Source organism: Clostridium neonatale (genome assembly GCF_900465025.1).
In the GTDB taxonomy this organism is placed as follows: Bacteria; Bacillota; Clostridia; order Clostridiales; family Clostridiaceae; genus Clostridium; species Clostridium neonatale.
Genome location: NZ_UICR01000001.1, coordinates 1,791,103 through 1,814,469 on the forward strand (window position 1 = coordinate 1,791,103; position 23,367 = coordinate 1,814,469).

The window sequence follows — 23,367 nt, forward strand, 5'->3', positions numbered from 1 at the left end:
TGGCGGTGGAAAAGTTGAAAAAAATACTAATAATTGAAGATGATAAAAGTATTGCTGAATTAGAGCAGGATTATCTTGAAATTAATAATTTTGGAACAGAAATTGCAGCTACTGGATATCAAGGGTTAGAATTAGCATTAAATAAAGATTTTGATTTAATTTTGCTTGATGTAATGTTACCAGGAAAAGATGGTTTTGAAATATGCAGAGAGGTGCGAAAGTATAAAGAAATTCCTATAATTATGGTAACAGCTAAAGAGGATGATATATATAAGATAAAAGGACTTGGCATTGGTGCTGATGATTATATTGTTAAGCCATTTAGTCCAAGTGAGTTGGTTGCAAGGGTAACTGCTCATATAAAAAGATATGAAAGATTGACTAATATTGATAAAAGAAGCAGAGAAAAAGATAATATAATTGATCTTGGAAGATTAAAACTTATGTGTGATGCAAGACGTGTATATGTAGGAGATAATGAAATTAGATTAGCCAATAAAGAATTTGAACTTCTTCAGTTTTTAGCAATGAATCCTAACATAGTTTTTTCTAAAGATAAATTATTAGATAGAATTTGGGGAGAAGAATCATTAGGAGATACATCTACAGTTACTGTACATATTAATAGAATAAGAGAAAAAATAGAAATAGATAGCAGTGATCCTCAATATATAGAAACCATATGGGGAGCTGGATATAGATTTAATATTTAAATAAAAAGTTAAAATATAAAATATGAAAACCAGATGGATAAAGATACATTTACATCTGGTTTTTACTATGTAAAGAAAAATTTATTAAGCTACCGTTAAGAAAAGTAAATTAAAATATAAGTTAAAGTTCATGTTATTCATTTTGTTTATAAATTGTTTAGATTTGTTTTAGAGGAAAGTTATATTTTATCTCTATAATTAATCTGTAAAAAATTATTTTATTCAAAAAACACTTGTTTAACTATTTTTTAAAGAAGTAACTTATTAAAGGAGGCAATAAATTTGAAAAGAAAAATACTATGTTTTTTGATTACGTCATTATTAATCTTAAATACAGTTCCAGTATTTGCATCAAGTGATAGTGGACAAACTGCAATTTCATTAGAAAACATAAAAGAGGTAATGCTTGATAACAGCATAGAGATGAAGATTGCAGAAAATAATTATAAGCAGACGCTACAGAAGTATGAAGATATAAAAGATGCTGTTGATGATTTAGAAGATGAAATATCTTCATTAAAAGCACCTTCAGATACTGGATCTGATACGTATGATAGTGAATATGAATCATATAATACTAAATTGAGCAATTTAAAGAGCCAATTAAGTTCTAAAGAAGATGAGGAAGAAAGTTATAAATACACAGTAAAATCTGCAAAAATAAATTATAGAACTACAGTAGAAAATAAGGTGTATTCAGCTAAAAAAGAATATGTAGCTTATTTAAGTGCTGTATCAGATTTACAACTTATGGAAGATCAACTTAAATCAGATCAAAAAGATTTAGAATTATATAAGAAAAAATATGAGTATGGATTTATATCTAAAAAAGAATATGACTCTTATAGTATTACTAATACTACTTCTAATAATGATTATGAATCAAAAAAGAAGGATGTTGAATTAGCACGCAATAATTTATGTTTTACATTAGGATTAGATATTAATAGTGATGTTGTTTTCGATACAAACATAGAAGATACATTTAACGATGTACTTGATATTAATTATGATGAAGATTTACAAGAAATGCTAAGTAATAATTATGATATAAAATTACAGGAAATAGAAATAGATAAACTTGATGATAGTGAAGATTCATATGATAGTGATGAAGTTTATGATTATGATGTTGATAATGCAGATTTAAATTTAGAATCAACAAAAACAAATGCTGAATTAGAATTTAAGGAGCAATACAACACATTAATAAGTTCATATAATAAACTTAAGACAACTTATGATGAATTAAATCAAAGTCAAATTGACTATAACCTTATGAAACAAAAAAATCTATCTGGATTTGCATCTGATAAAGAACTAAGTGATAAAAAATTAGAGTTAGATAATAAAACTTCAAGTTTTGTTAGTGACAAAAATAATTTTTTATTAACATATTTGAATTATTTGCAAATGAAGGAGGGCTATTAAATTGAGCTTTAATTTTAAAGATATAGAAATAAAAAAGTTTTTAAATAAAAAAGTTATTATTTCAACAATTGCTATAGTATTAGTTGTTACTACAGCGGCAATAGGCATAACTATAAAAAAATCAAAATCTAATAAAGATTCACAAACAAAGGTGAAATATACAATATTAAATAAAACAAATGTAATGACTACTGTAAGCTCATCAGGAGCAATAAAAAGTGGAACATCTACCAATGTGTATTCAAATTTTGATGATAATTATACTTTAAAAGAAGTGAATGTTGAAGTTGGTGATGAGGTAAAAGCAGGAGATGTTTTAGCTGTAATTGATACAAGTGACTTTGAAAAGGAAATTGAACAACTAGAAGCAACTGTAACTGCTAATGAAACAAAAGCAAAATTAACATTAGAAAAAGCGAAAAAAGCATATGAAGATGAAAAAAATTTATATGATAATGATTTAAATTCTTCTGTAGTTAATGCAAATGCAACTCTTGAATCAGCTAAGCTTTCACTTGAAAATGCTCAAAGAGTTTATGAATATAATAAAATGCTTAATGAAAATGGAGATATTTCAGAAAATGATCTTAAATCAAAAGAGATAGATTTTGAAAACGCAAAAAATGATTATACTAAAGCAGAAGTAGCATTAAAATCTGCTAAGGTTTCTGCTGAGCAGAGTTTAAAAAATGCACAAACTGATTATGAAAGTGCTCTTGCAAGCTATAATGATAATAGTGACAGATTGCAGCTTGAAACTAAAAAAGCAAAGCTTGAAGATAGTAAGGTAATAGCACCTGTTGATGGGACTATTACAGCAGTTAATGTTGCTGTAGGAGATAAATGTGGTTCAGGTGCATTTTTTGTAATACAAGATTTAAAAGATTTAATAGTAGATGTTGACGTTGATGAAACTGAAATAGCAAATGTAAAAGTTGGACAAAAGGTACAAGTTACAACAGATGCATCAGAAAATCAAATATTAAATGGTGAGATTGTAAGTGTTGATCCAATTTCTAGTGCAGTAGCTAGTACTTCAAGCAGTTCTTCAAGTAGTAGTGGATCTTCTTCATCAGGAAGTGGCACATCAAATTCAACAAGCAGTGACGTAACATTTACTGCTAAGGTTCAAATAAATGATTATAATGAACTTGTTAAAGTAGGAATGAATGCAGTTGTTAATATTATTACAAATGAAGTAAATGATGTTTATGCAGTACCATATGAAGCGATTAAAAATGAAAATGGACAATCTGTTGTTTATGCAGCTAAAGAAAAAAGTGGAAAGTATGTAGTAGAGTCAATACCAATAACAACAGGATTAGAATCTGATATTTATACTGAAGTAAGTGGAACAAATTTAAGTGATGGCTTAATTATTTTAAATGACCCATCAAGTTACAAGGTAGGAGATGAGGTTGACATAAAGTTACCTCAAAAGCCTCTACAGGCAAATAAAGAAGGGAATTCACAAGATGTGACTAATATTACTGAACCTAAAAAAGATGGTGAGGAGTGATTATCGTGAATAAAAAAATAATAGAAATGAAAGATATAGTAAAAAGTTTCTATATAGGAACTCCTAATCAGTTAAACATTTTAAAAGGAATTAATATAACAGTAGAAGAAGGAGAATTTGTATCTATTGTTGGTAGTTCTGGTTCTGGTAAAAGTACACTTATGAACATAATAGGAGCGCTTGATAGGGCAACTTCTGGCTCATATATTTTAGATGGAACTAATATTCAGGATATATCAGATAACGGATTATCAGAAATAAGAAACAAAAAAATAGGTTTTGTGTTTCAAACTTATAATCTAATACCTAGAAGTTCAGCACTAAAAAACGTTGAATTACCACTTCTTTATGCTGGAATGGACAGAAAAGAAAGAAAAGAAAGAGCAGAAAGCTTTTTAGAGCTGGTAGGAATGAAAGATAGAATGAGTCACCAGCCAAATGAATTATCAGGTGGACAGAAACAAAGAGTAGCAATTGCCAGGGCCTTAGCTACAAATCCAAGCATAATACTTGCCGATGAACCTACAGGAGCACTCGATTCAGCAACAGGAAGATTAGTAATGGACTTGTTTCATAAAGTGCATGAAGAACAGGGAAAAACCATAGTGTTTATAACACATAATAATGAACTAGCAGATGAGACAGAGAGAATAATAACATTAAAAGATGGTAACATCATATCAGAAGAAGATAATAAAAGATATTTTAAAAGATTTGGAAATGGTGAAGTATCATGTTTATAAAAGAAAATATAGCATTAGCTTTAGCAGGACTTAAATCTAATAAAATGCGTGCAATACTTACTATGCTTGGTATAATTATAGGTATAGCATCGGTAATAAGTATTGTTTCAGTAGGAAATGCAATGACTTCTTCTGTAACTAGTTCAATGGCAGATATGGGAACAAGTAATATTATGGTAAATGTAACTGAAAAGAGCACCACAACTACCACAGATACACCACAATCTCAAGATGGTAATAATGGTGGAGATGGTAAAGATAGCGAAATGGCAGATGGTGATCCACAAGGTGGTAATATGCCGGGCGGTGGTGGCCCACAAGCCGGTGGAGGCGGAATGCCAGGCGGCGGAGGCGGTGCTCCATCTGGTGGAGGCGGAATGCCAGGTGGCGGAGGTGGTGCTCCATCTGGTGGTGGTGGAATGCCAGGTGGCGGAGGCGGCGGAGGTCGTCCAGGAATGTTTGGCTCAGATGCTTCTACACCAGATGATAAAGACCTTATAACAATGGATACTATTAAGGATCTAGAAGAAACTTTCAGTGATAAAATTAAAGCTGTTAGTGTTTCAGAAACTAAAGATTCAGGAAAAGCTAAAGATGGGACAGCATATGCCAATGTAAGCATAAAAGGTACTAATCCTGGTTATGCAGATGTTGAGAACATAGAGCTTATTGATGGAAGATATATTTCTGACAAAGATATGGATAGTGCAAAAAAGGTTGCTGTTGTGTCAGATAAGTTAGTTACTAAAATTTTTGGAGAAGGAGCAGATCCAATAGGAGAGCAGGTTAAAATATATACATCAGATGCAATTTACTCATATACAATAATAGGCATTTATGAATATAAGTCTACAGGAACAGTTACAACAGCCTCAGAAGAAAAATTAACTACAGATTTATATATACCTGTAACTGCTGTTAAAACATCTTCAACAGATAAAAATTATCAATCACTTACAATAAGAGCAAATGATGATGTTGATATACAGGATTTTACTGACGAAGTTCAATCATACTTTGATCAAATATATGCTAGAAATACTGAATGGGAAGCTAGTGTAAGCAATATGGAAAGTATGCTTGAATCAATGACATCAATGATGAGTACAATAGCTCTTGCTATATCAGCCATAGCAGGAATATCACTTGTAGTTGGTGGGATTGGTGTAATGAATATAATGCTTGTATCAGTTACTGAAAGAACAAGAGAAATTGGTACAAGAAAGGCATTAGGTGCTAAAGGTAGTCATATTAAGATGCAATTTATTATAGAATCTATGATTATATGTGCAATGGGAGGAATTATAGGAATAATTCTAGGCATTGTATGCGGTGCAGTTGCTTCTAACTTAATGGGATATGCAGTTGTTATATCTCCTGTAGTAATATTAGGAAGCTTCACATTTTCTATGGCTATTGGAGTTTTCTTTGGCTATTATCCAGCTAAAAAAGCAGCATCTCTTGATCCTATTGAGGCATTAAGATACGAATAGAATATATTGATTTTATTGCATATAATGATATAATTTAGTAGTAGAATAACAAAGGAGCTTTGTCGAGTACAAGCTCCTTTGTTAATAAAAATATAGATATATGTGAATTAAATTGTAAAAATCACATAATATATTAAAAATTGGAGGAAAGAGTTAATGTACAGTTTTGTAAACGACTATAGTGAAGGAGCTCATCCAAGAATAATGGAAGCTATGGTGAAAACAAATTTGGAACAAACAAGTGGATATAGCACAGATTATCATACTGAAAATGCTAAGAGACTTATAAAAAAGGCAATTGATTGTGACGATGTTAACATACATATACTTGTTGGTGGAACTCAGACAAATGCAATTGCAATTTCGTCTTTTTTAAGACCACATCAGGCTGCAATTGGAGTAGATACTGCACATATTAATGTTCATGAAACTGGAGCAATTGAAGCTACAGGACATAAAGTTTTGACTGCACAAAGTGAGGATGGTAAATTAAAGCCAGAGATGATTCAAAAAATAGTCAATGAACATACTGATGAACATATGGTGCAACCAAAATTGGTATACATATCAAACTCAACAGAGATTGGGACAATATACAAATTAGATGAAATAAAGGCCATAAAGGAATGCTGCAATAAGAATAATTTACTTTTATTTCTAGATGGAGCACGTTTAGGTGTAGGTCTTACATCAAAAGAAAGTGATGTTAAATTAAGTGATTTGCCAAAGCTTTGTGATGCTTTTTATATAGGAGGTACAAAAAATGGAGCATTATTTGGAGAAGCACTTGTGATATGTAATAATTCTTTAAATGAAGATTTTAGATTTTTAATAAAGCAGAAGGGTGCAATGTTAGCTAAAGGAAGACTTCTGGGAATTCAATTTGAGGAACTATTTAAAGATGATTTATATTTTGAACTGGCTAGACATGCCAATAAGATGGCTATATTAATTAAAAATGCAATCTCTGAGAAAGGATATAAGTTTAAATCAGATTCATCAACTAATCAACAGTTTCCTATTTTACCTAATGATTTAATAAGTGAACTCGAAGAAAAATTTTCTCTTGGAGATATAATTCGTGTAGATGATAAAAATAGTTCTATAAGAATTGTAACCTCTTGGGCTACAGATGAAAATATTGTATATGAATTTATTAAAATAATAAAAAAATTTGATAAATAGTAATAATTTTGAAGAGTGTTGATTTGAAAAAAATATGTAATTATGTTATATTTGTTATAGCATTTTTATAAAATACAATTTCTGAAAAGTAAGAGAGGGGAATAAAAAATGATATTAGTAAATTGTGCATTAAGACAAGATGATATTGTTGCAATAGTTGAAGCTGTAGAATTTGAAGGAAAAAAGCCATTTAAATTAAATAAAAAACAAGGTATTCAATTATATTTTGATGCAGATGTTGCAGATAGTCAAGCAGCAGCAAAAGAAATAAAAGCAGCTATAAAAGCTACTGAAGTGGGAAGGGCATTATTTTTTAATGTTACAGCTCAATAATTATATAATTAATAAGAGAAGGTTGTCTAATTATTAGGACAACCTTTTTCCATATATCAGATTTCTATTATATGAACTTTATTTCCACATTTTTCAATGACCTTTTCTAAATCTTTAAAGGATATCCAGACGGTTGCAGTATTCACATTTGGATGAAAGCCAAGGTAGTTTTCATTTATAATATTTTTATCAAAAACAAGCTCAACCTCATGATTAATATCATTCAAAATTCCAAAAGGAGTTACTGATCCTTTGGTTAACTTGAGGTAATGATAAAGTTTTTCTTCAGAAGCAAAACTTAAAGGAGAAGAAGATAGTTTTTTTTGAAGATCTTTTAAATTAACACGTTTGTTTTGTGAAAGGACAACTAAAAAGAATTTAGAACCTTTTCTATCTTTTAAAAATAAATTTTTACATCCATATCCTATATTGAGTTCATCAATAGCAATTGCTTCTTCTACAGTAAAAACGGCAGGATGTTTTGTTATATCATATTTTATGTTCAAATCAGCTAATGTTTTGTAAACAAGGCTTTCAGTACGCATATAAATAACTCCTTTTAGACTAAATTATGTATATTTTATGAAACAATTATATTATAACACATACAAGATATATCTTTAGGATATGAGTCACATGTATTAAAAAGATTTAATATAATAAATGAAAGCTCTTTTTAGGAGAAAATATGGATAGCAATGGATTCGGTAATTTTGAAGATATTTTTAGAGCTTGTGGACTTGGAAACATAAATATGGATGATTTAAAAAATAGTAAAGATAATAAATCCAATGAAGAAAAGTTTAGAGATAAAACTACAAGTGATGGTAATGCACAAGATACAGGAGGTGGATTTAATTTTGGATGCAATGATATTCCGGGAGGTTTCCAAAATGTAAATCCAGAACTTTTTATAGTAGTTGCAGAAATACTCGGAAATGTAATGGCTGGAAATATGCCATTTAATGTTCAAAATGCAGTAGGAAATTGGCTTGAACTCGTAGGGCAAGTTATATTGACTTATAATTCACAACAACAGTATTTTCAAGGTGGACCAGGAAGATATTTTAATCCCATGTATTATAATGTAAGTAATCCTTTCTGTAATCAGACCTCAACGAGCTCTGCAGAAGAGAATATGACCTCTTATGGTGTATCAAAATCAGAAGGGGAATCAAGTGAAGAGAAAGGCAGTGGATCATCTAAAAAATATTCAAAAAAGAATAAGAAAAATGATGATATTAGAGTACTTAAAAATAAAATGGAAGATTTATTATCTCAAATCCAAGATATAAAAGAAGAAATAAATAATATTAAGAATAATCAAGCATAAGGTCTCTTTTGAAATGTAACTTATGCTTAATTATTTTGTAAAAAATCTTAATTAAAGATTATATAGGGTTAAAATATCAAAACATTTAATGTATAATGTAATTAAGAATTATATTATAATGTATTAAAAACTGTATTAATATTAAAGTAAGGTGACATATAATAAAAATGAGTAAAATTAATAATGCATTAGGACACTTTATAACAATAACAAATCACAAATTGCTAGTAATGAAATCTTGCTTTAAAGTCGGTTTATATAAACAGGGACTATTACATGATTTATCGAAATATAATCCAGTGGAATTTTTTGCTGGAATTAAGTACTATAACGGTAGTATTAGTCCAAATGGCATTCAAAAGAAACAAGAAGGACTTTCAGAGGCATGGCTGCATCATAAAGGAAGAAATAAACATCATTTTGAGTATTGGATTGATTATGGTATTAAAGAAAGTGAAGGACTAAAAGGGATGAATATGCCGACTAAATATGTTGTGGAAATGTTTATAGATAGGATGAGTGCTTCAAAAAATTATTTAAAGGAAAAATATACTCAAAGAAGTGCACTGGAGTATTATGAAGCAAGAAAGCATTATTATATACTGCATCCTGAAAGTAGAGAACTTTTGGAATTTTTACTTAATAAATTATGTGATGAAGGTGAAGAGAATACTTTAAAGTATATAAAAAATAATATTATTAAATAAGTAATTACATATTATTTAATTTATGATCATAAGTAGATTATAAATTAAATAAGACATGCTATGAAAAGGTTTAATATGGTAGCGTGTTAATTAATATATTAATTTTAATAGAGTTTATGGGGGGGGAAGAGATGAACGTAGTATCTACAATGGTATTAAGAGGTGAGAATTTAGACGACTTAAGTAACAAGCTGAATAAAGAGCTACTTAGGTATAGTGGAAAGGATATTCTGGATGTAAAAATTTTAAGTGCTACTGAAGCTGTTATTGTATTTAAAAATTAATTGATTTTGTTACTTAAAAAGCATTTGTATTGATTATGATGAAACTAATCAATACAAATGCTTTTTAATTCTTTAGAAAATTATATTGACGATTTTTTATTTATAATAATATTTTGTCGAACGAAAAATATAAAAAATTTATAAAAAACATATAGATTTTTAGTACTAAACCATATATCTATTATATAAGAGAATTTTTTATAAAAAATAAGATCAAAAAAACTAAAAATTATATGTGTTTTTTTAATCTCGCGCGTATATCTTTTATGAAGGAAAAAATTATTTATAGGAGTGATAAATTATGAAAAAGAGAACTCATGTTAGGTTTAGAGTGGATATGTATGATGATATCAAGTGTAAGATAATTGATACAATGGCTAGAAGGGATCTTATACATTACGTTTTAGCTAGATTAATAGTATTAGCTGGAAAAGTAGATTTAGATGGAGAGTTATATATTACAAAAAATATGCCTTATACAATAGAAACTTTAGGAATAGAATTTAACAGAAGTTATGAAGAAGTTGAATATGCTATAGGTGTTTTAAATGAATTAGAAATTATTCATATATCAGAAGAAAATACTTTTAAGGTGAAAAATTGGGCCAAGCACCAAAATAATTGCAGAAGAAAAGAAATAATAAAAGATGATCACAAGGAAGATGAAAAGTTCCAGAATAATATATTAGTAAAAGATAGAGATAATAAAAATAATATTATAGAAGTTGAAGTTAGGAATGATGTCATAGATGAAATCACAAAAAATAATGAAACGACACATTATGAGAAAGAATCTGAGCCAATTAATATTATTAATAAGACTAATGATCAAAAAGATAATAATAACGCAACATATTTTATGAAAAGTAATTTAAGTAATAATGAGAATATAGAGAATTCAAATAAAATGACTATAAATTGTAATCCTAAAATAAAAAACACAGATAGAAGTAATAAAAAAGCAAAAGATAAAATAGGTACAGAGGAAAAAGGAGTATCTTTAAAAAAAGATGATAAAAATATTAATAAAAAAATGACTGCAGAGCAAATTAAGGAGGTATTCGGAACGGAAGAAGTGATTTCTATATTTGCAGAAGATCAGGATGAGCTTTTTATTGGTGAAAGCAGGGTTGTAAAAGTTTTTGATCTTACGTAATATCGTATGGGTACAATTGCTATAAATTTTTTGCAGTGATATAATGACCATAATATTTTTATATACAATTAAAAGTTATAAGGGGGCTATATTATATGGAAAATAAAAATATTAGAACTAAAAAATTAATTCAGACTGCATTACTTGCTGCATTGTGTTTTGTATCATTTACATTTCTTCAAATTAAAATTCCATTACCAGGAGGAGATGCATCATCACTGCATATAGGAAATGCGTTTTGTGTGTTAGCATCACTTTTACTCGGAGGCTTGTATGGTGGACTAGCTGGTGCAATAGGAATGACTATAGCAGATATATTAGATCCAGTATATATTATTGTTGCACCAAAAACATTTTTATTAAAGCTATGTATTGGATTAATTACAGGACTTATAGCACATAATTATGCTAAAATAAGTGAAAGCAATGATAAAAAGTATATATTTAAATGGAGTATAATTGCAGCAGTTGGTGGCTTAGCATTTAATGTAGTTGCAGATCCAGTTGTAGGATACTTTTATAAACAATATATTTTAGGACAGCCGCAGGAAGCAGCTTCTATATTAGCAAAGCTTAGTACTGTAACTACTTTTGTTAATTCAGTAGTGTCTGTAATATTGGTGACATTTATATATAATGTTTTAAGACCCATATTAAAAAATTCGGGATTATTATTACCAGTTGGAAAAACGAATGAATAAGATTTTAGTATAAATCAAAGAGAGTATTCTAATACTATTGGAATACTCTCTATTTAGAAATATATTTTCAATGATTAGTTATACGTTTACATTTAATTCGTGTTATATTAGATATGAAGTTTTTGTATACTAGTTTAAATTTTTTAATAACTATACATAGAAATATTATTATAGAAAAATCAATTAATATAAATTCAGATTCTTTAATAATATTTATAGAATGAGAATTGAAATTTAAAAATAATTCATCTATTGATATGACTAATGAAATAACTACCGTTGGTACAATTAATCCTGTGATTTTTAAAAACTTATATAATTTCTTAAGCAAGAAGCAACAAAATTCTGAGAGCGCATACATATGAAATCCCCCTTAATTTTTCATTAAATGCTTTACATTCTTAATTGTATTTGAGTTATTTATTCTTAGATAAACATTTTACTAACCCCTTTCAAGATAATAGGATTTATATAATACATATCTCTACTGTAATTATATTCCATAAACTTGCTTAATACAATAATATTTTAAAATAATTATATTTTTTTTATAATTTAAAGTTGTCGAAAAAAAATATATATGATAAACTTCTTAAAGTATAAATTATGATAGAAAAATAAGTAGGGTGAGGAAATGCAAGAAAACATAAGTGATGAACTCTTAGAAGAATATAAGGAAAGAATAAGAGAAATTAATAGGCAATTAAGATTAGGAAAAATATATACTGATAATTATTTAATTGATGTACTGAATAATGAGAAAAAAGAATTAAAAGATAAAATAAAGGCCTAAATATAAGGTATATTAAAATAATAATTAATTATTTTAATATACCTTTTTTATATAAGTGCATAGATTATTTTTAAAAATTAGTTAGTTTGGGACTTGATATTGTAATTTATATATTAAAGAAGTTTAAGCATAGAGATTATAAATAATTTATAGATTTTTTATTGTATTTATTAAAATAAATTATTTATAGACCATGGAATAATTAGTTGATTTGTTGGAAAATAAATATTAATTCTAGTTATTGCAAACAAAATAAAAAAGCCGTACTACAAGGGGCTACACCCAAGCAATACAGCGATTTGATAAAAATAATGGTGCCGGTGACCGGGGTCGAACCGGTACGGTATCGCTACCACTGGATTTTGAGTCCAGCACGTCTGCCAATTCCATCACACCGGCATGCACCAACAAAAAATATTCTAGCATGAATAAAAAAATAATTCAAGCATAAAATTATTTTTTTTATAATTTATTTATAAATAGAAAAATTTAGAGATAAATTATTGAATAAATTTACATGTAATAACCCATCTTATGCATTAAAAGAAATAAAAAATCTAACTAGGTTTATATATTTTACTAATTAATCAGAAAATATTATGCGAGAATTTAAAGAAAATCTCAAATTGGATTAAAAATTTATATTAATTTCACTTTTTGAGTACATTTTTAAAATTAAAGGTTGTGACAAGCAAAATGATTTGCTATTATAGAAATAGGGGGAACGACCCTAGCGGGTCGGATTATGCCCAATAGTATATAACTATTAAACAGGTTGTGCAGTTCAATAGTTATTATCATCTATTAATTAGGGAGGAGCAAATTATATGATGTATTCAAAAGAAGTTGAAGAAATGTGCGTAGTTGCTAAAGGTCCTAATCATGGACCAGCACCAATTCCTGCAGAAGGAAAATGGGTACAATCAAAAGAAGTAACTGATATATCAGGTTTAACACATGGTATAGGTTGGTGTGCACCACAACAAGGAGCTTGTAAATTAACATTAAACGTTAAAGAAGGTATAATCCAAGAAGCATTAGTTGAAACAATTGGATGTTCAGGAATGACTCATTCAGCTGCTATGGCTTCAGAAATATTACCAGGAAAGACTATCTTAGAAGCATTAAACACAGACTTAGTTTGTGATGCTATAAACACTGCTATGAGAGAATTATTCTTACAAATAGTTTATGGAAGAACTCAAACAGCGTTCTCTGAAGGTGGATTACCAATAGGAGCAGGTCTTGAAGATTTAGGAAAAGGATTAAGATCTCAAGTTGGTACTATGTACGGAACTTTAGCTAAAGGACCTAGATACTTAGAAATGGCTGAAGGTTATGTTACAGATGTAGCTTTAGATGAAGATAAAGAAATAATAGGTTACAAATTCGTTAACTTAGGAAAAATGATGGAAAGCATTGCTAAAGGTGTAGATGCTAACGAAGCATTAGAAGCTGCTAGAGGTCAATACGGAAGAGTTGCTGACGCTGCTGAATTAATCGATCCAAGACATAAATAATTATTTGTAAAGGAGGAATTTTAAAATGGCATTATTTGAAAGTTATGAAAGAAGAATTAATCAAATCACTCCTGTATTAGAAAAATACGGGATGAAGACTCTAGAAGATGCAAAGGCAGTTTGTGCTGAAAAAGGTGTTGATCCTTACACAATCGCTAAAGAAACTCAACCAATCGCATTTGAAAATGCTGGATGGGCTTACACTTTAGGTGCTGCTATAGCTATAAAGAAAGGTTGCACAAAGGCTGCAGATGCTGCTGAAGCAATCGGAGAAGGATTACAAGCATTCTGTATCCCAGGATCAGTTGCTGATGATAGAAAAGTTGGTTTAGGACACGGAAACTTAGGAGCTATGCTTTTAAGAGAAGAAACTAAATGTTTCGCATTCTTAGCAGGACACGAATCTTTCGCTGCTGCTGAAGGTGCTATTAAAATAGCTGAAAAAGCTAACAGAGTCAGAAAAGAACCATTAAGAGTTATATTAAATGGTTTAGGTAAAGATGCTGCATTCATAATCTCAAGAATCAACGGATTTACTTACGTTCAAACTCAATTTGACTACTACACTGGAGAAGTTAAAGTAGTTAAAGAAAAAGCATACTCAAACGGAGAAAGAGCTAAAGTAAGATGTTACGGTGCTGACGACGTTAGAGAAGGTGTTGCTATCATGCATATGGAAGGTGTTGATGTATCAATCACTGGTAACTCAACTAACCCAACAAGATTCCAACATCCAGTTGCAGGAACATACAAGAAAGAATGTGTTGAACAAGGTAAGAAATACTTCTCAGTAGCATCTGGTGGTGGTACAGGAAGAACTCTTCACCCAGATAACATGGCAGCAGGTCCAGCTTCTTACGGTATGACAGATACTATGGGAAGAATGCACTCAGATGCACAATTCGCAGGTTCTTCATCAGTTCCAGCTCACGTTGAAATGATGGGGCTTATTGGAATGGGTAACAACCCAATGGTAGGAGCTACTGTTGCTGTTGCTGTTGCTGTAGAAGAAGCAATGTCTAAATAGGCTAAACTTCTAGCTTTACAGATTTTTAATAAATAAATAATTAAATTTTCACATAGCACACATCATATTTTAAGATAAATTTTATTTTATATATGACGTGTGCTATTTTTTATTTATTATTAGCATTTTTAGTTTTTGTAGCATAAATTAAGAATATGATTTAAAAAACAAATTATACACTGTTTAAATATAACTGTTAAATTAGTAATATTTGAATTGTTTTTTATGTTAATTTCAGTTATAGATTATTCGATAGAACGTATAGAAGAAATAATATTAGACGTAGTTTTATACTGTAGTTAGAATAAAGAATAAAAGTTTGGAATTATATTAATTGGATTAAGGGAGACAACTATTAATTTAGTTATCTCCCTTTTAGGTGGTATTTATTATGATATCACAATTATAGACTATTATCTTGAAATTTATTCATATATAAAATAGGATAAAAATAAAGAAATTATATATTATTTTATAGACTTTTTTTGTAACAAAATTATTTTTCTATACTCTAATTTAATAGGAAGGGGGATATGGAATGAGGAGGCATGATGAAGTAGAAGAGATTTATTATACATATTCAGATGATGTTTATTATTATCTACTTTCAATGACACGTAATGAAGTTATTGCAGAAGATATGCTTCAAGCTACTTTTTTACAAGTTATGAATGGCATAGCTACATTCAGAGGAAGATGCTCACTGAAGACATGGATTTTTACAATTGCCAGACATGAATATTTTCATTGGACTAAAAAGAATCCACCGATGTTACAGTTAGATGAAGAAGTTCCACTTCATGATAAAATGATAGATAGCTATGAAAAGCGTGAACAGGTAAGCAAGATTCTTAAATATATAGATAATTTAGAAGAGCCGCATAGATCTTTGATGGTTTTTAGATTAATAAATGATCTTACATTTAGAGAAATTGCAATTATACTTGGTAAGACAGAGAGCTGGGCAAGAGTTACTTTTATGAGGGATAAACATAAACTTCTAGAAGATTTGAAGGAGGAATTAGAATGAAAGAATTAGAATGCTATGTAATACGTGACTTGCTTCCTAACTATATAGAAGGTCTTACATGTGAAGAAACCAATGATTTAATAGTAGACCACTTAAAATCATGTGGTGAATGTAGAAAATTGTGTGAAAGTTATAAAACTGAACTTAAGATACCGGTAGAGAAACCAAATACAGATGATAAAAAGATAATTAAGGGAATGAGATTTAAATTTTTATGGTATTTATTTTGGCCAATGTTTTATGGTGCAACATTACAGTTTAGAGAAGAAGGTTCATTAGAATTTCTAATAACGGCATTATTAATAACAGGTTTTGCACTGTGGCAGGCACCAGTATTAGATTTTGACTTTGATATAGATGATACAAAGAAAAGCTTTTATGAAAGAGAAGAAAGAAATATTAATTCTGGAAATGGATCTTTTTTTACTCAAGGGCTTTTCTGGTTAATTCCAATAATAATACCTATCTTATTTAAAGCTATACCTATTTTAATTTCATATTTTAATTCGTAAGGAAGTTATTTCTATAGGAACAATGCATTTCTTTATAGGAACATTGTTTCTTTTTTGATAGAATTAAAAGAGTGAGTTAAAAATATAAGTTTAAAAAGGAAGAGAAATATGAAAAAAATAATTAAGCTGTTACATCCAAGTTATCTTGATGAATTTAAATGTATAGGTGGAGAATGTGAAGATAACTGCTGTGTTGGATGGGATGTGGACATAGATAAAATTACTTTTAAGCAATATAGTGAAATTGATGATAATGAAATAAAAGTAGTTATTAAAGATAATGTTTTTGAAAATAGAAATTGTACAAACGAGAATGCTGATTATGGTAAAGTTAAATTAAATAAGGAAAAGAGATGCCCCTTCCTAAATGATAAAAATTATTGTAATATACAATGTAAATTAGGAGAAAATTACCTTTCTAAAGTGTGTACATCTTTTCCAAGAATAATTAATAAAATAGATGATCAATATGAAATGTCTCTTGATGTAGCGTGTCCAGAAGCAGCTAGACTTATTCTTTCAAAGGAGGAAGGATTAGAGCTTGCTGAAAGTGAAAAAATATTTAATAAATATATTATAAATGATGAAATAGAAACAAATTTAGACGAAGAATCATGGCTAAATTACTTCAAAGAAATTAGAGGATTCAGTATTAAAATAATAAAAGATAGAAATTTTACTTTAAGTGAAAGGCTTTATATATTAGGTGATTTTATAGAAAATTTAGAGTATGTTGATTATGAAACTGATGATGTGAATGAATTTATAAAGGAATATGATGTGGCTTTAGCAAGGAATTCATATAAAAAAGATAATCTTAATTATATTTTCCAAGTATCATTTCTAAATAATATGATTAAATCTCTAGATATTGTTAATGAAATTGATAGTGAAACATTTAAAAGATATACAAGACAAGTTTTGAATGGAATAAATGCTAAGGATAATTATGATATAGAAAAAAATGCAGATAAATATATATATGAATTTGAGTATTATATTGAAAAGTATGTAAATGAAAATGACTATATTTTTGAAAATTACTTAGTTAATTTTATGTATAATAATTTATTTCCTTTTTCAGAAGGTGAATATATGTTTGACGCGTATATTATGCTATTAATAAGATATTCTCTAATGAGATTTTATTTAATAGGTATGCATTTAGATAACCAAATAGATTCAAGAGAAAATATAATCAAATTTATTCAGGTATTTGCTAAAGCAATAGAACATGATAAAAATTATTTAGAGGAAATATTAGAATATATAAAGGAAAATGAGTTTGATAATATGGAATTTGCAAGTATGATTTTATAATATAAAGGATATAAAAGCATGGAAGAAATATTTGACTTAAATCCTAGTTTTATCATTGTTATAAAGTAATTAATAAGTTAGACATATTATTTCATTAATTGTATAATATTAATGATTTATGTATTAATTTGTTAAAATGTGATGTATTAAATGTAGAATGAGGTGTAGCAATGGTTAAAATTATTATGGATAGCGGAAAAGAGTATAATGTTGAAGAGGAAAATATAGAAAGAATTTTATATGAGAATTCATCTGGATTAGGGTTCTCTGAGATGAAGCTTAGAACAGGATTAGTTAAGATACCAAACCAATCAATAACAATAAGCCCGCAACATATATCATCGATTGAAAAAGTGGACAGATAAAGTATTTATTGTAATTCCTTATTACATAAGTATATAATTTAATAAACCAATATATTATTAGCAAAATATTAATGTAAGAAGGAAGAAGACAATATGGATAAGATTAATTTTGAAAACTTAAGTGGAGAAGAGATTTGGGAAAAACTTTATAATAAAGAGCTTACTTGTAAGAAGAATATTCTAGAATATATAGAGATGACTAGAATTCTTATAAAAGAACAGGTGGAAGTATACCAAATAGAATCTACATATAATTTTATTTATAGAAGTATAGATAAGATGTCTGATAAAGTGAAACCTAATACTATTATGTTTCTTCAAAATAAGTTAAAAGCACAACTTGGAAAATACGTTTCAGTAAAGGATCCTAAGATACAAAGTACATTCTTGGAATTTTTCAAAGAAGCATATCCAAAGGGTGAAAGAAGAAAAGATTTTACTTGGGTTCTTATAGATATAAATAACATATCAGAAGAACAAATATGGCATACTTTAACTTATATAAATAGGGAATGTTTAGAAGGCTTTATTTTAGATGATGACGAAATAAATGATATAATAGAAATGATTGAAAAATTAATAAGTAAAAATGATATAAAATATATTAATGATGTCAGAAGTTTAGAAATATTAAATAACATTTTAAACATAAAAATAGTTAAAGAAAAAGATAAATATAAAGTGAAAAGAATGCAAGAACAATAGATATTTTTATGAGATTTAAAACTCAGAGTAAAATATATTTTATTGGTGATATATCATATGCAATAGTTATAATATTAATAAATACAAAATCCAACTTTAAGCTGATTTCAGAAAAAGTTGGATTTTATTTATGTAAAAAAGGTTTATTAATAATAAAGAGAATCCTAACTACATAATATTATAATATACAATTTAAATTTACAGCTTTTAATATGTATTTAAATGTTATGGGGGAGGAATTGTTATTTTAGATATAAATAAACAAGAAATTAAGAAAATAATTGTAGCTACTGCTATTATTACTACTTATATATGTATTTCATTATTTTTTAAGAGTCATTTTTATTTTGGAACAATCGTTAATGGAATAAATATTTCAGGAAAGACAGTTGAACAAGCAGAAAAAAAGATAAATAGAAAGATAGAAACCTATACTATTTCTTTGGAAGAACGAAATAGCATAGTAGAAGATATTAAAGGAAAAGAAATTGATTTAAAATATAATAAAAATGAAATTTTGGATAACATTATTAATAAACAAAAAAGTTCAATATGGATATATGAAATTTTTAAAAGGAAGAATTATGTTCATGATAAATTTTTCAATTATGATATTGATTTATTAAAAGAAAGCTTTGAAAAATTAAATTGCTTAAATGATGAAAAAACAATAGAACCTAAAAGTGCAAGTTTAAAATTTAATGGTATTAAATATGAGATTATAGATGAAGTATATGGAGATAAGGTAAAAAAAGATGAATTATTTAATAAAATTGAAGAAGCTATTCAATATGGAAAAGTAAAAGTAAACATTGGAGAAGTTAATTGTTATGAAAAACCTATATATACTTCAAATTCATTAGAGCTTATTGAAGCAAAAAAAATATGTGATAAATATGTATCATCTAAGATTGTATATACTTTTGATGAAGCAACAGAAACAGTTGATAGAGGAGTTATTAGTAGTTGGATTACTATAGATGAAAATCTAAATGCTAGAATTGATAAAGAAAAGATAAAAGAATATGTACAAGAGTTATCGCGAAAATATGATACTTATGGAAAAACTAGAATATTTGCTACTTCAGTGGGTAAAGAGGTTGAAGTTAAAGGTGGAAACTATGGATTTAGAATTGATAAAGATAAAGAGTATACAGAGTTAATAAATGCGATAGAAAGTGGTCAAAGTATAGTTAAAGAGCCGGTATATATTCAGAAGGCAAAAAATAGAGGGGATAATGATATTGGAAAAACTTATGTTGAAGTAAATATTACAAGACAGCAATTATGGTTTTATAAAGATGGAGAACTTGTAACTCGAGGAAGTGTTGTAACGGGTAATGTGGAAAGAGGATGGAAAACTCCCAATGGGACTTATGTATTAAATTATAAGCAAAAAGATGCAGTACTTAGAGGTGATAACTATGCATCTAAAGTTAAATATTGGATGCCGTTTAATGGAAATATAGGACTTCATGATGCAAGCTGGAGAGGTGCTTTTGGAGGAAACGTTTATAAAAATGATGGGACTCATGGCTGTGTAAATTTACCTAGTTATTTGGCGAAAAAAATATTTGATAATATAGAAGAAGGAACACCCATAATATGTTATACAGAGTAAATTGAAAATATAGCCAAACTCTATTAAGAAAGAGTTTGGCTATATTTTATACAAGTTCATTTACGTTGTTACCTTTTAGATTTGATTTATCAAAATTAAAAGGTAAAGTAGTTTCGGATTTTGTTGTAGTTTTTGTAGTACCACCTGAAACATATGTCCTGCCGCATTCAGGACAGACAGAAGTTTGTAAAGATACACTTTGAGATATAACGTCCTTATCTTTAGACTTAGTACTAGCTTGTTCATTTGCTACATGTTCCATTTCGTGGCTTTTAACTACAGCGGCGGAATTTTCAGGATCAATATGTCCAGCAGCTTTGAAAGATACACTAGGATCGTCTGAACCATCTTGATATTTTCTCTCTTTACAGGTTTGACAGATTTCACCTGATTGAATTTCTTTAGATGAAAGGTTTGCTTCTGTAGAGATTTCAGATGACTTTGAGGTAGATGCTTCAGCTGCTGGAGTTGATTGAAAATTATAAGGCTGATATTGATAAGGACTAGATACAGAAAGAGCACTTAAAATCATATATACCTCCACTCTTATTTTAAGTTTTACATTTATAATAATATTATAGCATATTATAAGTATTTTACATAATAGTGGCTAATTTGATTGTATAAGTAAATTATATATGGTAAAGTGCATATATTTATATTAATTAATAAATACAAAATGATAGAGGAAACGTTATGAATGTACCAGATTCAATCCATGCTTTTACTATTGTATTAATTGTTATTGGTATAATTCTTTTGATAGTGCATTTAATATATTATGTTTTAGTTTTTTTTGATTCAAGAGAAAAAAGAGATGAAGAAAAAAAGTTGATTGAAGTCAAAAGCAAAGAAAAAAATAAAAAAGATTAAGAGTAATGCAGAGATTATTTTAAAAGTGTTTATTATTTTGAATACTATAAATAATATGTACTTAATAAAGTAATGTCTTTGCATTTTTAAAATTTATTGTGTATAGTTGTAAATGAAATATCAAAAACTATTTGGAATTGGAGAAAAACAGTGAAGAAGTTTAAAAAAATTTATATAGAAACAACAAATATATGTAATTTAAAATGTAATTTTTGTCCCCAAATATCAAGAAAATTAGAATTTATGAGTGTAGATTCTTTTTCAAAAATCATAAATAAAATTGCACCTTATACAAATCATGTATATCTGCATCTTATGGGAGAACCATTTTTAAATAGTAATTTTAGTGATTTTTTAAATATATGTGAAGAGAACTTAATAAAAGTTAATATAACTACAAATGGAACATTAATAAATAATGTAAAAGAAATTTTATTAAATTCAAAATCAGTTAGGCAGGTGAATTTTTCACTACATAGTTTTGAAGCAAATGAACATAAAGTGACATTTGAAGAGTATGTTGATGGAATTCTTAATTTTATAAAAATATCTAGTAAAGAAACCGATATAATTTCTGTTTTAAGATTATGGAATTTAGATGCGAAATATAAAGCAAGCAATAATATGAATAAAAATATATTAAATTTATTAGAAGAGAAATTTGATTTAGATTGTGATTTGAAAGAAAAATTAAAGGAAAAAAACAGTTTTAAGTTAAGAAATAATGTTTATATAAATATGGGAGAAAAATTTAAATGGCCATCCTTAAAAGAGGAGGAAATGGATGAAAGAGTTTTTTGTTATGGATTAAGAGACCATATTGGAATATTAGTTGATGGAACCGTAGTGCCATGCTGTTTAGATAGTGAGGGGAGTATACCTCTTGGAAACATATTTGAAAATGATTTAGAAGAAATCATAAATTGTGATAGGGCTAAAAAAATATATGATGGATTTTCAAATAAAACAGCAGTAGAAGAATTATGTAGAAAATGTGGATTTATAAGCAGAGTAAGATAAAAAACTAAAACTATAAAAGTTATAATATAAGTTGTATATAAATTTTACTATATGTCAATAATCCCTAGTAAGGAGGGATTATTAATGGTAAATAATAAAATAAAATTATTTTTAAGCATGAGTATAGCTTTAGCAATTATATTTTCACTTACTTATATATGTATGGATAATTATTATAGCAAAGAGCCAAACATTGCAACTCAAAACGCAGTAAAAGAAAAAGAAGGATTGGATGATAAGACAAAAATAATCTTATTTGCTGGAGATAAAAAAGAACAGGAGTATTCACTTGCTGATCTAAAAAGCAAACTAAATATAACAGAGAATTTGACAGAAAGTGAACTCATTAAATTGTTAGAAAAACAAGGCTATGTACTTGATGTTAATGCTAATAACGAATTTATGTTCAAAAAGGATGCAACAAAAACATTAGAAGCTAATAAATATTATATTGGTGATAAAGACGGATATTTAGCAATATATAAAACTGATAAAGATGGAAATTTAAAAATTGAAAATTCAGCCGATGTGTATTCAGACTTTAAGACAGTTGATAGTTTGGGTCAAATAGATAAAGAAAAAATAAGAAATTTTGAATTTATGTATAATAGTAAAGAAGAAGCTGAAGAAGGATTGTCAGAATTTTTGTCTTAAAATAATAGTGAAGATGTATTTAAAACAATTCAAATATAGTTTTAAAAGCAAATTATAAATTTGTTAAAAAATAATATATGAATTTGGGTTAAGTACATCTTTGTTTTAAGTTTAATATTTTTCAGAAGATGATAATAGATAAACTGAATTTGGACAAATTGTTAATAAAAATAAAGGATAAATTATGAAGCCTTAATAAGAAATTTATATTAACAATATTAAGATAAGAGTTTATGAGTTGAAAGATTTATTGTAAAATGATAAAGTATAATTTAGATTAAATCTAAATTATACTTTATCATTTTAGTGTAAGAGTATTTATTATGAGG

The 23,367-nt window shown here is 27.7% G+C and carries 26 protein-coding genes and 1 tRNA gene; 24 read left to right on the plus strand and 3 right to left on the minus strand.

Annotated features, from left to right (window positions below):
* The first annotated feature begins 14 nt into the window (after nucleotides 1-14).
* The 7 genes from CNEONATNEC86_RS08225 to CNEONATNEC86_RS08255 all read left to right on the plus strand — a co-directional run bounded on the left by CNEONATNEC86_RS08225 (nucleotide 15) and on the right by CNEONATNEC86_RS08255 (nucleotide 7,417).
* On the plus strand, nucleotides 15-713 hold the full coding sequence (locus tag CNEONATNEC86_RS08225) for a response regulator transcription factor (protein WP_125148902.1): 699 nt from the start codon (nucleotides 15-17) through the stop codon (nucleotides 711-713).
* A 282-nt stretch (nucleotides 714-995) separates the two neighbouring features.
* Entirely contained in the window at nucleotides 996-2,144 is a 1,149-nt protein-coding gene (locus CNEONATNEC86_RS08230; RefSeq protein ID WP_125148903.1) for a TolC family protein, read from the plus strand.
* A gap of 1 nt (nucleotide 2,145) precedes the next feature.
* On the plus strand, nucleotides 2,146-3,663 hold the full coding sequence (locus CNEONATNEC86_RS08235) for an efflux RND transporter periplasmic adaptor subunit (protein WP_230132124.1): 1,518 nt from the start codon (nucleotides 2,146-2,148) through the stop codon (nucleotides 3,661-3,663).
* 5 nt (nucleotides 3,664-3,668) lie between these two features.
* Nucleotides 3,669-4,406, plus strand: coding sequence for an ABC transporter ATP-binding protein (locus tag CNEONATNEC86_RS08240; RefSeq protein WP_058294766.1), 738 nt, complete (start codon nucleotides 3,669-3,671; stop codon nucleotides 4,404-4,406).
* Nucleotides 4,397-5,899 (plus strand): ABC transporter permease, encoded by a 1,503-nt coding sequence (locus tag CNEONATNEC86_RS08245; RefSeq protein WP_125148906.1) that lies wholly within the window; start codon nucleotides 4,397-4,399, stop codon nucleotides 5,897-5,899. The genes CNEONATNEC86_RS08240 and CNEONATNEC86_RS08245 overlap by 10 nt, the downstream gene beginning before the upstream one ends.
* Before the next feature lie 156 nt (nucleotides 5,900-6,055).
* Complete coding sequence (locus tag CNEONATNEC86_RS08250) at nucleotides 6,056-7,084, plus strand: threonine aldolase family protein (protein ID WP_058294768.1); 1,029 nt, start codon at nucleotides 6,056-6,058, stop codon at nucleotides 7,082-7,084.
* A 108-nt stretch (nucleotides 7,085-7,192) separates the two neighbouring features.
* Complete coding sequence (locus CNEONATNEC86_RS08255) at nucleotides 7,193-7,417, plus strand: hypothetical protein (protein ID WP_058294769.1); 225 nt, start codon at nucleotides 7,193-7,195, stop codon at nucleotides 7,415-7,417.
* Nucleotides 7,418-7,473: 56 nt separating this feature from the next.
* Here the strand turns inward: CNEONATNEC86_RS08255 and CNEONATNEC86_RS08260 are convergent, their stop codons facing one another.
* Nucleotides 7,474-7,962, minus strand: a complete 489-nt coding sequence (locus tag CNEONATNEC86_RS08260) for a prolyl-tRNA synthetase associated domain-containing protein (RefSeq protein ID WP_125148907.1) — start codon at nucleotides 7,960-7,962, stop codon at nucleotides 7,474-7,476.
* Between the two features lie 143 nt (nucleotides 7,963-8,105).
* On the opposite strand from CNEONATNEC86_RS08260, the gene CNEONATNEC86_RS08265 reads away from it, so the two are divergent.
* From CNEONATNEC86_RS08265 to CNEONATNEC86_RS08290, 6 genes are all read left to right on the plus strand, one after another.
* On the plus strand, nucleotides 8,106-8,750 hold the full coding sequence (locus CNEONATNEC86_RS08265) for a hypothetical protein (RefSeq protein WP_159135833.1): 645 nt from the start codon (nucleotides 8,106-8,108) through the stop codon (nucleotides 8,748-8,750).
* A gap of 167 nt (nucleotides 8,751-8,917) precedes the next feature.
* Nucleotides 8,918-9,457 (plus strand): DUF5662 family protein, encoded by a 540-nt coding sequence (locus CNEONATNEC86_RS08270; RefSeq protein WP_159135834.1) that lies wholly within the window; start codon nucleotides 8,918-8,920, stop codon nucleotides 9,455-9,457.
* A 131-nt stretch (nucleotides 9,458-9,588) separates the two neighbouring features.
* On the plus strand, nucleotides 9,589-9,741 hold the full coding sequence (locus tag CNEONATNEC86_RS08275) for a hypothetical protein (RefSeq protein WP_157065770.1): 153 nt from the start codon (nucleotides 9,589-9,591) through the stop codon (nucleotides 9,739-9,741).
* 301 nt (nucleotides 9,742-10,042) lie between these two features.
* The gene (locus tag CNEONATNEC86_RS08280) at nucleotides 10,043-10,897 is read left to right on the plus strand and encodes a phage replisome organizer N-terminal domain-containing protein (protein ID WP_159116038.1); all 855 of its coding nucleotides are present in this window, start codon (nucleotides 10,043-10,045) and stop codon (nucleotides 10,895-10,897) included.
* A gap of 95 nt (nucleotides 10,898-10,992) precedes the next feature.
* Nucleotides 10,993-11,598 (plus strand): ECF transporter S component, encoded by a 606-nt coding sequence (locus CNEONATNEC86_RS08285; protein WP_159135835.1) that lies wholly within the window; start codon nucleotides 10,993-10,995, stop codon nucleotides 11,596-11,598.
* Nucleotides 11,599-12,232: 634 nt separating this feature from the next.
* Nucleotides 12,233-12,391 carry a hypothetical protein gene (locus CNEONATNEC86_RS08290; protein WP_157065771.1) on the plus strand — a complete coding sequence of 53 codons (159 nt, stop codon included), beginning with the start codon at nucleotides 12,233-12,235 and terminating at the stop codon, nucleotides 12,389-12,391.
* 312 nt (nucleotides 12,392-12,703) lie between these two features.
* Here CNEONATNEC86_RS08290 and CNEONATNEC86_RS08295 read toward each other — a convergent pair.
* Nucleotides 12,704-12,790, minus strand: a tRNA-Leu gene (locus CNEONATNEC86_RS08295).
* A 428-nt stretch (nucleotides 12,791-13,218) separates the two neighbouring features.
* On the opposite strand from CNEONATNEC86_RS08295, the gene CNEONATNEC86_RS08300 reads away from it, so the two are divergent.
* The 8 genes from CNEONATNEC86_RS08300 to CNEONATNEC86_RS08335 all read left to right on the plus strand — a co-directional run bounded on the left by CNEONATNEC86_RS08300 (nucleotide 13,219) and on the right by CNEONATNEC86_RS08335 (nucleotide 20,491).
* Nucleotides 13,219-13,911: an iron-sulfur cluster assembly scaffold protein gene (locus CNEONATNEC86_RS08300; RefSeq protein WP_058294776.1), complete on the plus strand. Its 693-nt coding sequence runs from the start codon at nucleotides 13,219-13,221 to the stop codon at nucleotides 13,909-13,911.
* Nucleotides 13,912-13,936: 25 nt separating this feature from the next.
* Nucleotides 13,937-14,938, plus strand: coding sequence for a GGGtGRT protein (locus CNEONATNEC86_RS08305; protein ID WP_125148910.1), 1,002 nt, complete (start codon nucleotides 13,937-13,939; stop codon nucleotides 14,936-14,938).
* A gap of 538 nt (nucleotides 14,939-15,476) precedes the next feature.
* Complete coding sequence (locus CNEONATNEC86_RS08310) at nucleotides 15,477-15,968, plus strand: RNA polymerase sigma factor (protein WP_058294778.1); 492 nt, start codon at nucleotides 15,477-15,479, stop codon at nucleotides 15,966-15,968.
* Entirely contained in the window at nucleotides 15,965-16,480 is a 516-nt protein-coding gene (locus tag CNEONATNEC86_RS08315; RefSeq protein WP_058294779.1) for a zf-HC2 domain-containing protein, read from the plus strand. Before CNEONATNEC86_RS08310 ends, CNEONATNEC86_RS08315 begins: the two co-directional genes overlap by 4 nt.
* 108 nt (nucleotides 16,481-16,588) lie before the next feature.
* Nucleotides 16,589-17,800 carry a flagellin lysine-N-methylase gene (fliB, locus tag CNEONATNEC86_RS08320; protein ID WP_058294780.1) on the plus strand — a complete coding sequence of 404 codons (1,212 nt, stop codon included), beginning with the start codon at nucleotides 16,589-16,591 and terminating at the stop codon, nucleotides 17,798-17,800.
* A gap of 170 nt (nucleotides 17,801-17,970) precedes the next feature.
* Complete coding sequence (locus tag CNEONATNEC86_RS08325; protein WP_058294781.1) at nucleotides 17,971-18,165, plus strand: hypothetical protein; 195 nt, start codon at nucleotides 17,971-17,973, stop codon at nucleotides 18,163-18,165.
* A 93-nt stretch (nucleotides 18,166-18,258) separates the two neighbouring features.
* Entirely contained in the window at nucleotides 18,259-18,870 is a 612-nt protein-coding gene (locus tag CNEONATNEC86_RS08330) for a hypothetical protein (protein WP_058294782.1), read from the plus strand.
* Nucleotides 18,871-19,312: 442 nt separating this feature from the next.
* On the plus strand, nucleotides 19,313-20,491 hold the full coding sequence (locus CNEONATNEC86_RS08335; protein ID WP_058294783.1) for a L,D-transpeptidase family protein: 1,179 nt from the start codon (nucleotides 19,313-19,315) through the stop codon (nucleotides 20,489-20,491).
* Between the two features lie 46 nt (nucleotides 20,492-20,537).
* Here the strand turns inward: CNEONATNEC86_RS08335 and CNEONATNEC86_RS08340 are convergent, their stop codons facing one another.
* Complete coding sequence (locus CNEONATNEC86_RS08340) at nucleotides 20,538-21,023, minus strand: hypothetical protein (RefSeq protein ID WP_058294784.1); 486 nt, start codon at nucleotides 21,021-21,023, stop codon at nucleotides 20,538-20,540.
* Between the two features lie 164 nt (nucleotides 21,024-21,187).
* On the opposite strand from CNEONATNEC86_RS08340, the gene CNEONATNEC86_RS08345 reads away from it, so the two are divergent.
* The 3 genes from CNEONATNEC86_RS08345 (at nucleotide 21,188) to CNEONATNEC86_RS08355 (ending at nucleotide 23,038) form a co-directional block, all read left to right on the plus strand.
* The gene (locus tag CNEONATNEC86_RS08345; RefSeq protein WP_157065772.1) at nucleotides 21,188-21,364 is read left to right on the plus strand and encodes a hypothetical protein; all 177 of its coding nucleotides are present in this window, start codon (nucleotides 21,188-21,190) and stop codon (nucleotides 21,362-21,364) included.
* Between the two features lie 150 nt (nucleotides 21,365-21,514).
* On the plus strand, nucleotides 21,515-22,384 hold the full coding sequence (locus CNEONATNEC86_RS08350) for a radical SAM/SPASM domain-containing protein (RefSeq protein WP_058294785.1): 870 nt from the start codon (nucleotides 21,515-21,517) through the stop codon (nucleotides 22,382-22,384).
* An 84-nt stretch (nucleotides 22,385-22,468) separates the two neighbouring features.
* Nucleotides 22,469-23,038 carry a hypothetical protein gene (locus CNEONATNEC86_RS08355; RefSeq protein ID WP_058294786.1) on the plus strand — a complete coding sequence of 190 codons (570 nt, stop codon included), beginning with the start codon at nucleotides 22,469-22,471 and terminating at the stop codon, nucleotides 23,036-23,038.
* The last annotated feature ends 329 nt before the right edge of the window (nucleotides 23,039-23,367 follow it).

Excerpts from the sequence above, each read along its gene's own strand:
- CNEONATNEC86_RS08310 (WP_058294778.1), top strand. The coding sequence starts at position 15,477 with ATGAGGAGGCATGATGAAGTAGAAGAGATTTATTATACATATTCAGAT.
- fliB (WP_058294780.1), top strand. The coding sequence starts at position 16,589 with ATGAAAAAAATAATTAAGCTGTTACATCCAAGTTATCTTGATGAATTT.
- CNEONATNEC86_RS08290 (WP_157065771.1), top strand. The coding sequence starts at position 12,233 with ATGCAAGAAAACATAAGTGATGAACTCTTAGAAGAATATAAGGAAAGA.
- CNEONATNEC86_RS08280 (WP_159116038.1), top strand. The coding sequence starts at position 10,043 with ATGAAAAAGAGAACTCATGTTAGGTTTAGAGTGGATATGTATGATGAT.
- CNEONATNEC86_RS08315 (WP_058294779.1), top strand. The coding sequence starts at position 15,965 with ATGAAAGAATTAGAATGCTATGTAATACGTGACTTGCTTCCTAACTAT.
- CNEONATNEC86_RS08275 (WP_157065770.1), top strand. The coding sequence starts at position 9,589 with ATGAACGTAGTATCTACAATGGTATTAAGAGGTGAGAATTTAGACGAC.
- CNEONATNEC86_RS08305 (WP_125148910.1), top strand. The coding sequence starts at position 13,937 with ATGGCATTATTTGAAAGTTATGAAAGAAGAATTAATCAAATCACTCCT.
- CNEONATNEC86_RS08345 (WP_157065772.1), top strand. The coding sequence starts at position 21,188 with ATGAATGTACCAGATTCAATCCATGCTTTTACTATTGTATTAATTGTT.
- CNEONATNEC86_RS08250 (WP_058294768.1), top strand. The coding sequence starts at position 6,056 with ATGTACAGTTTTGTAAACGACTATAGTGAAGGAGCTCATCCAAGAATA.
- CNEONATNEC86_RS08300 (WP_058294776.1), top strand. The coding sequence starts at position 13,219 with ATGATGTATTCAAAAGAAGTTGAAGAAATGTGCGTAGTTGCTAAAGGT.
- CNEONATNEC86_RS08260 (WP_125148907.1), bottom strand. The coding sequence starts at position 7,962 with ATGCGTACTGAAAGCCTTGTTTACAAAACATTAGCTGATTTGAACATA.
- CNEONATNEC86_RS08330 (WP_058294782.1), top strand. The coding sequence starts at position 18,259 with ATGGATAAGATTAATTTTGAAAACTTAAGTGGAGAAGAGATTTGGGAA.
- CNEONATNEC86_RS08265 (WP_159135833.1), top strand. The coding sequence starts at position 8,106 with ATGGATAGCAATGGATTCGGTAATTTTGAAGATATTTTTAGAGCTTGT.
- CNEONATNEC86_RS08285 (WP_159135835.1), top strand. The coding sequence starts at position 10,993 with ATGGAAAATAAAAATATTAGAACTAAAAAATTAATTCAGACTGCATTA.
- CNEONATNEC86_RS08270 (WP_159135834.1), top strand. The coding sequence starts at position 8,918 with ATGAGTAAAATTAATAATGCATTAGGACACTTTATAACAATAACAAAT.
- CNEONATNEC86_RS08245 (WP_125148906.1), top strand. The coding sequence starts at position 4,397 with ATGTTTATAAAAGAAAATATAGCATTAGCTTTAGCAGGACTTAAATCT.
- CNEONATNEC86_RS08255 (WP_058294769.1), top strand. The coding sequence starts at position 7,193 with ATGATATTAGTAAATTGTGCATTAAGACAAGATGATATTGTTGCAATA.
- CNEONATNEC86_RS08355 (WP_058294786.1), top strand. The coding sequence starts at position 22,469 with ATGGTAAATAATAAAATAAAATTATTTTTAAGCATGAGTATAGCTTTA.
- CNEONATNEC86_RS08325 (WP_058294781.1), top strand. The coding sequence starts at position 17,971 with ATGGTTAAAATTATTATGGATAGCGGAAAAGAGTATAATGTTGAAGAG.
- CNEONATNEC86_RS08340 (WP_058294784.1), bottom strand. The coding sequence starts at position 21,023 with ATGATTTTAAGTGCTCTTTCTGTATCTAGTCCTTATCAATATCAGCCT.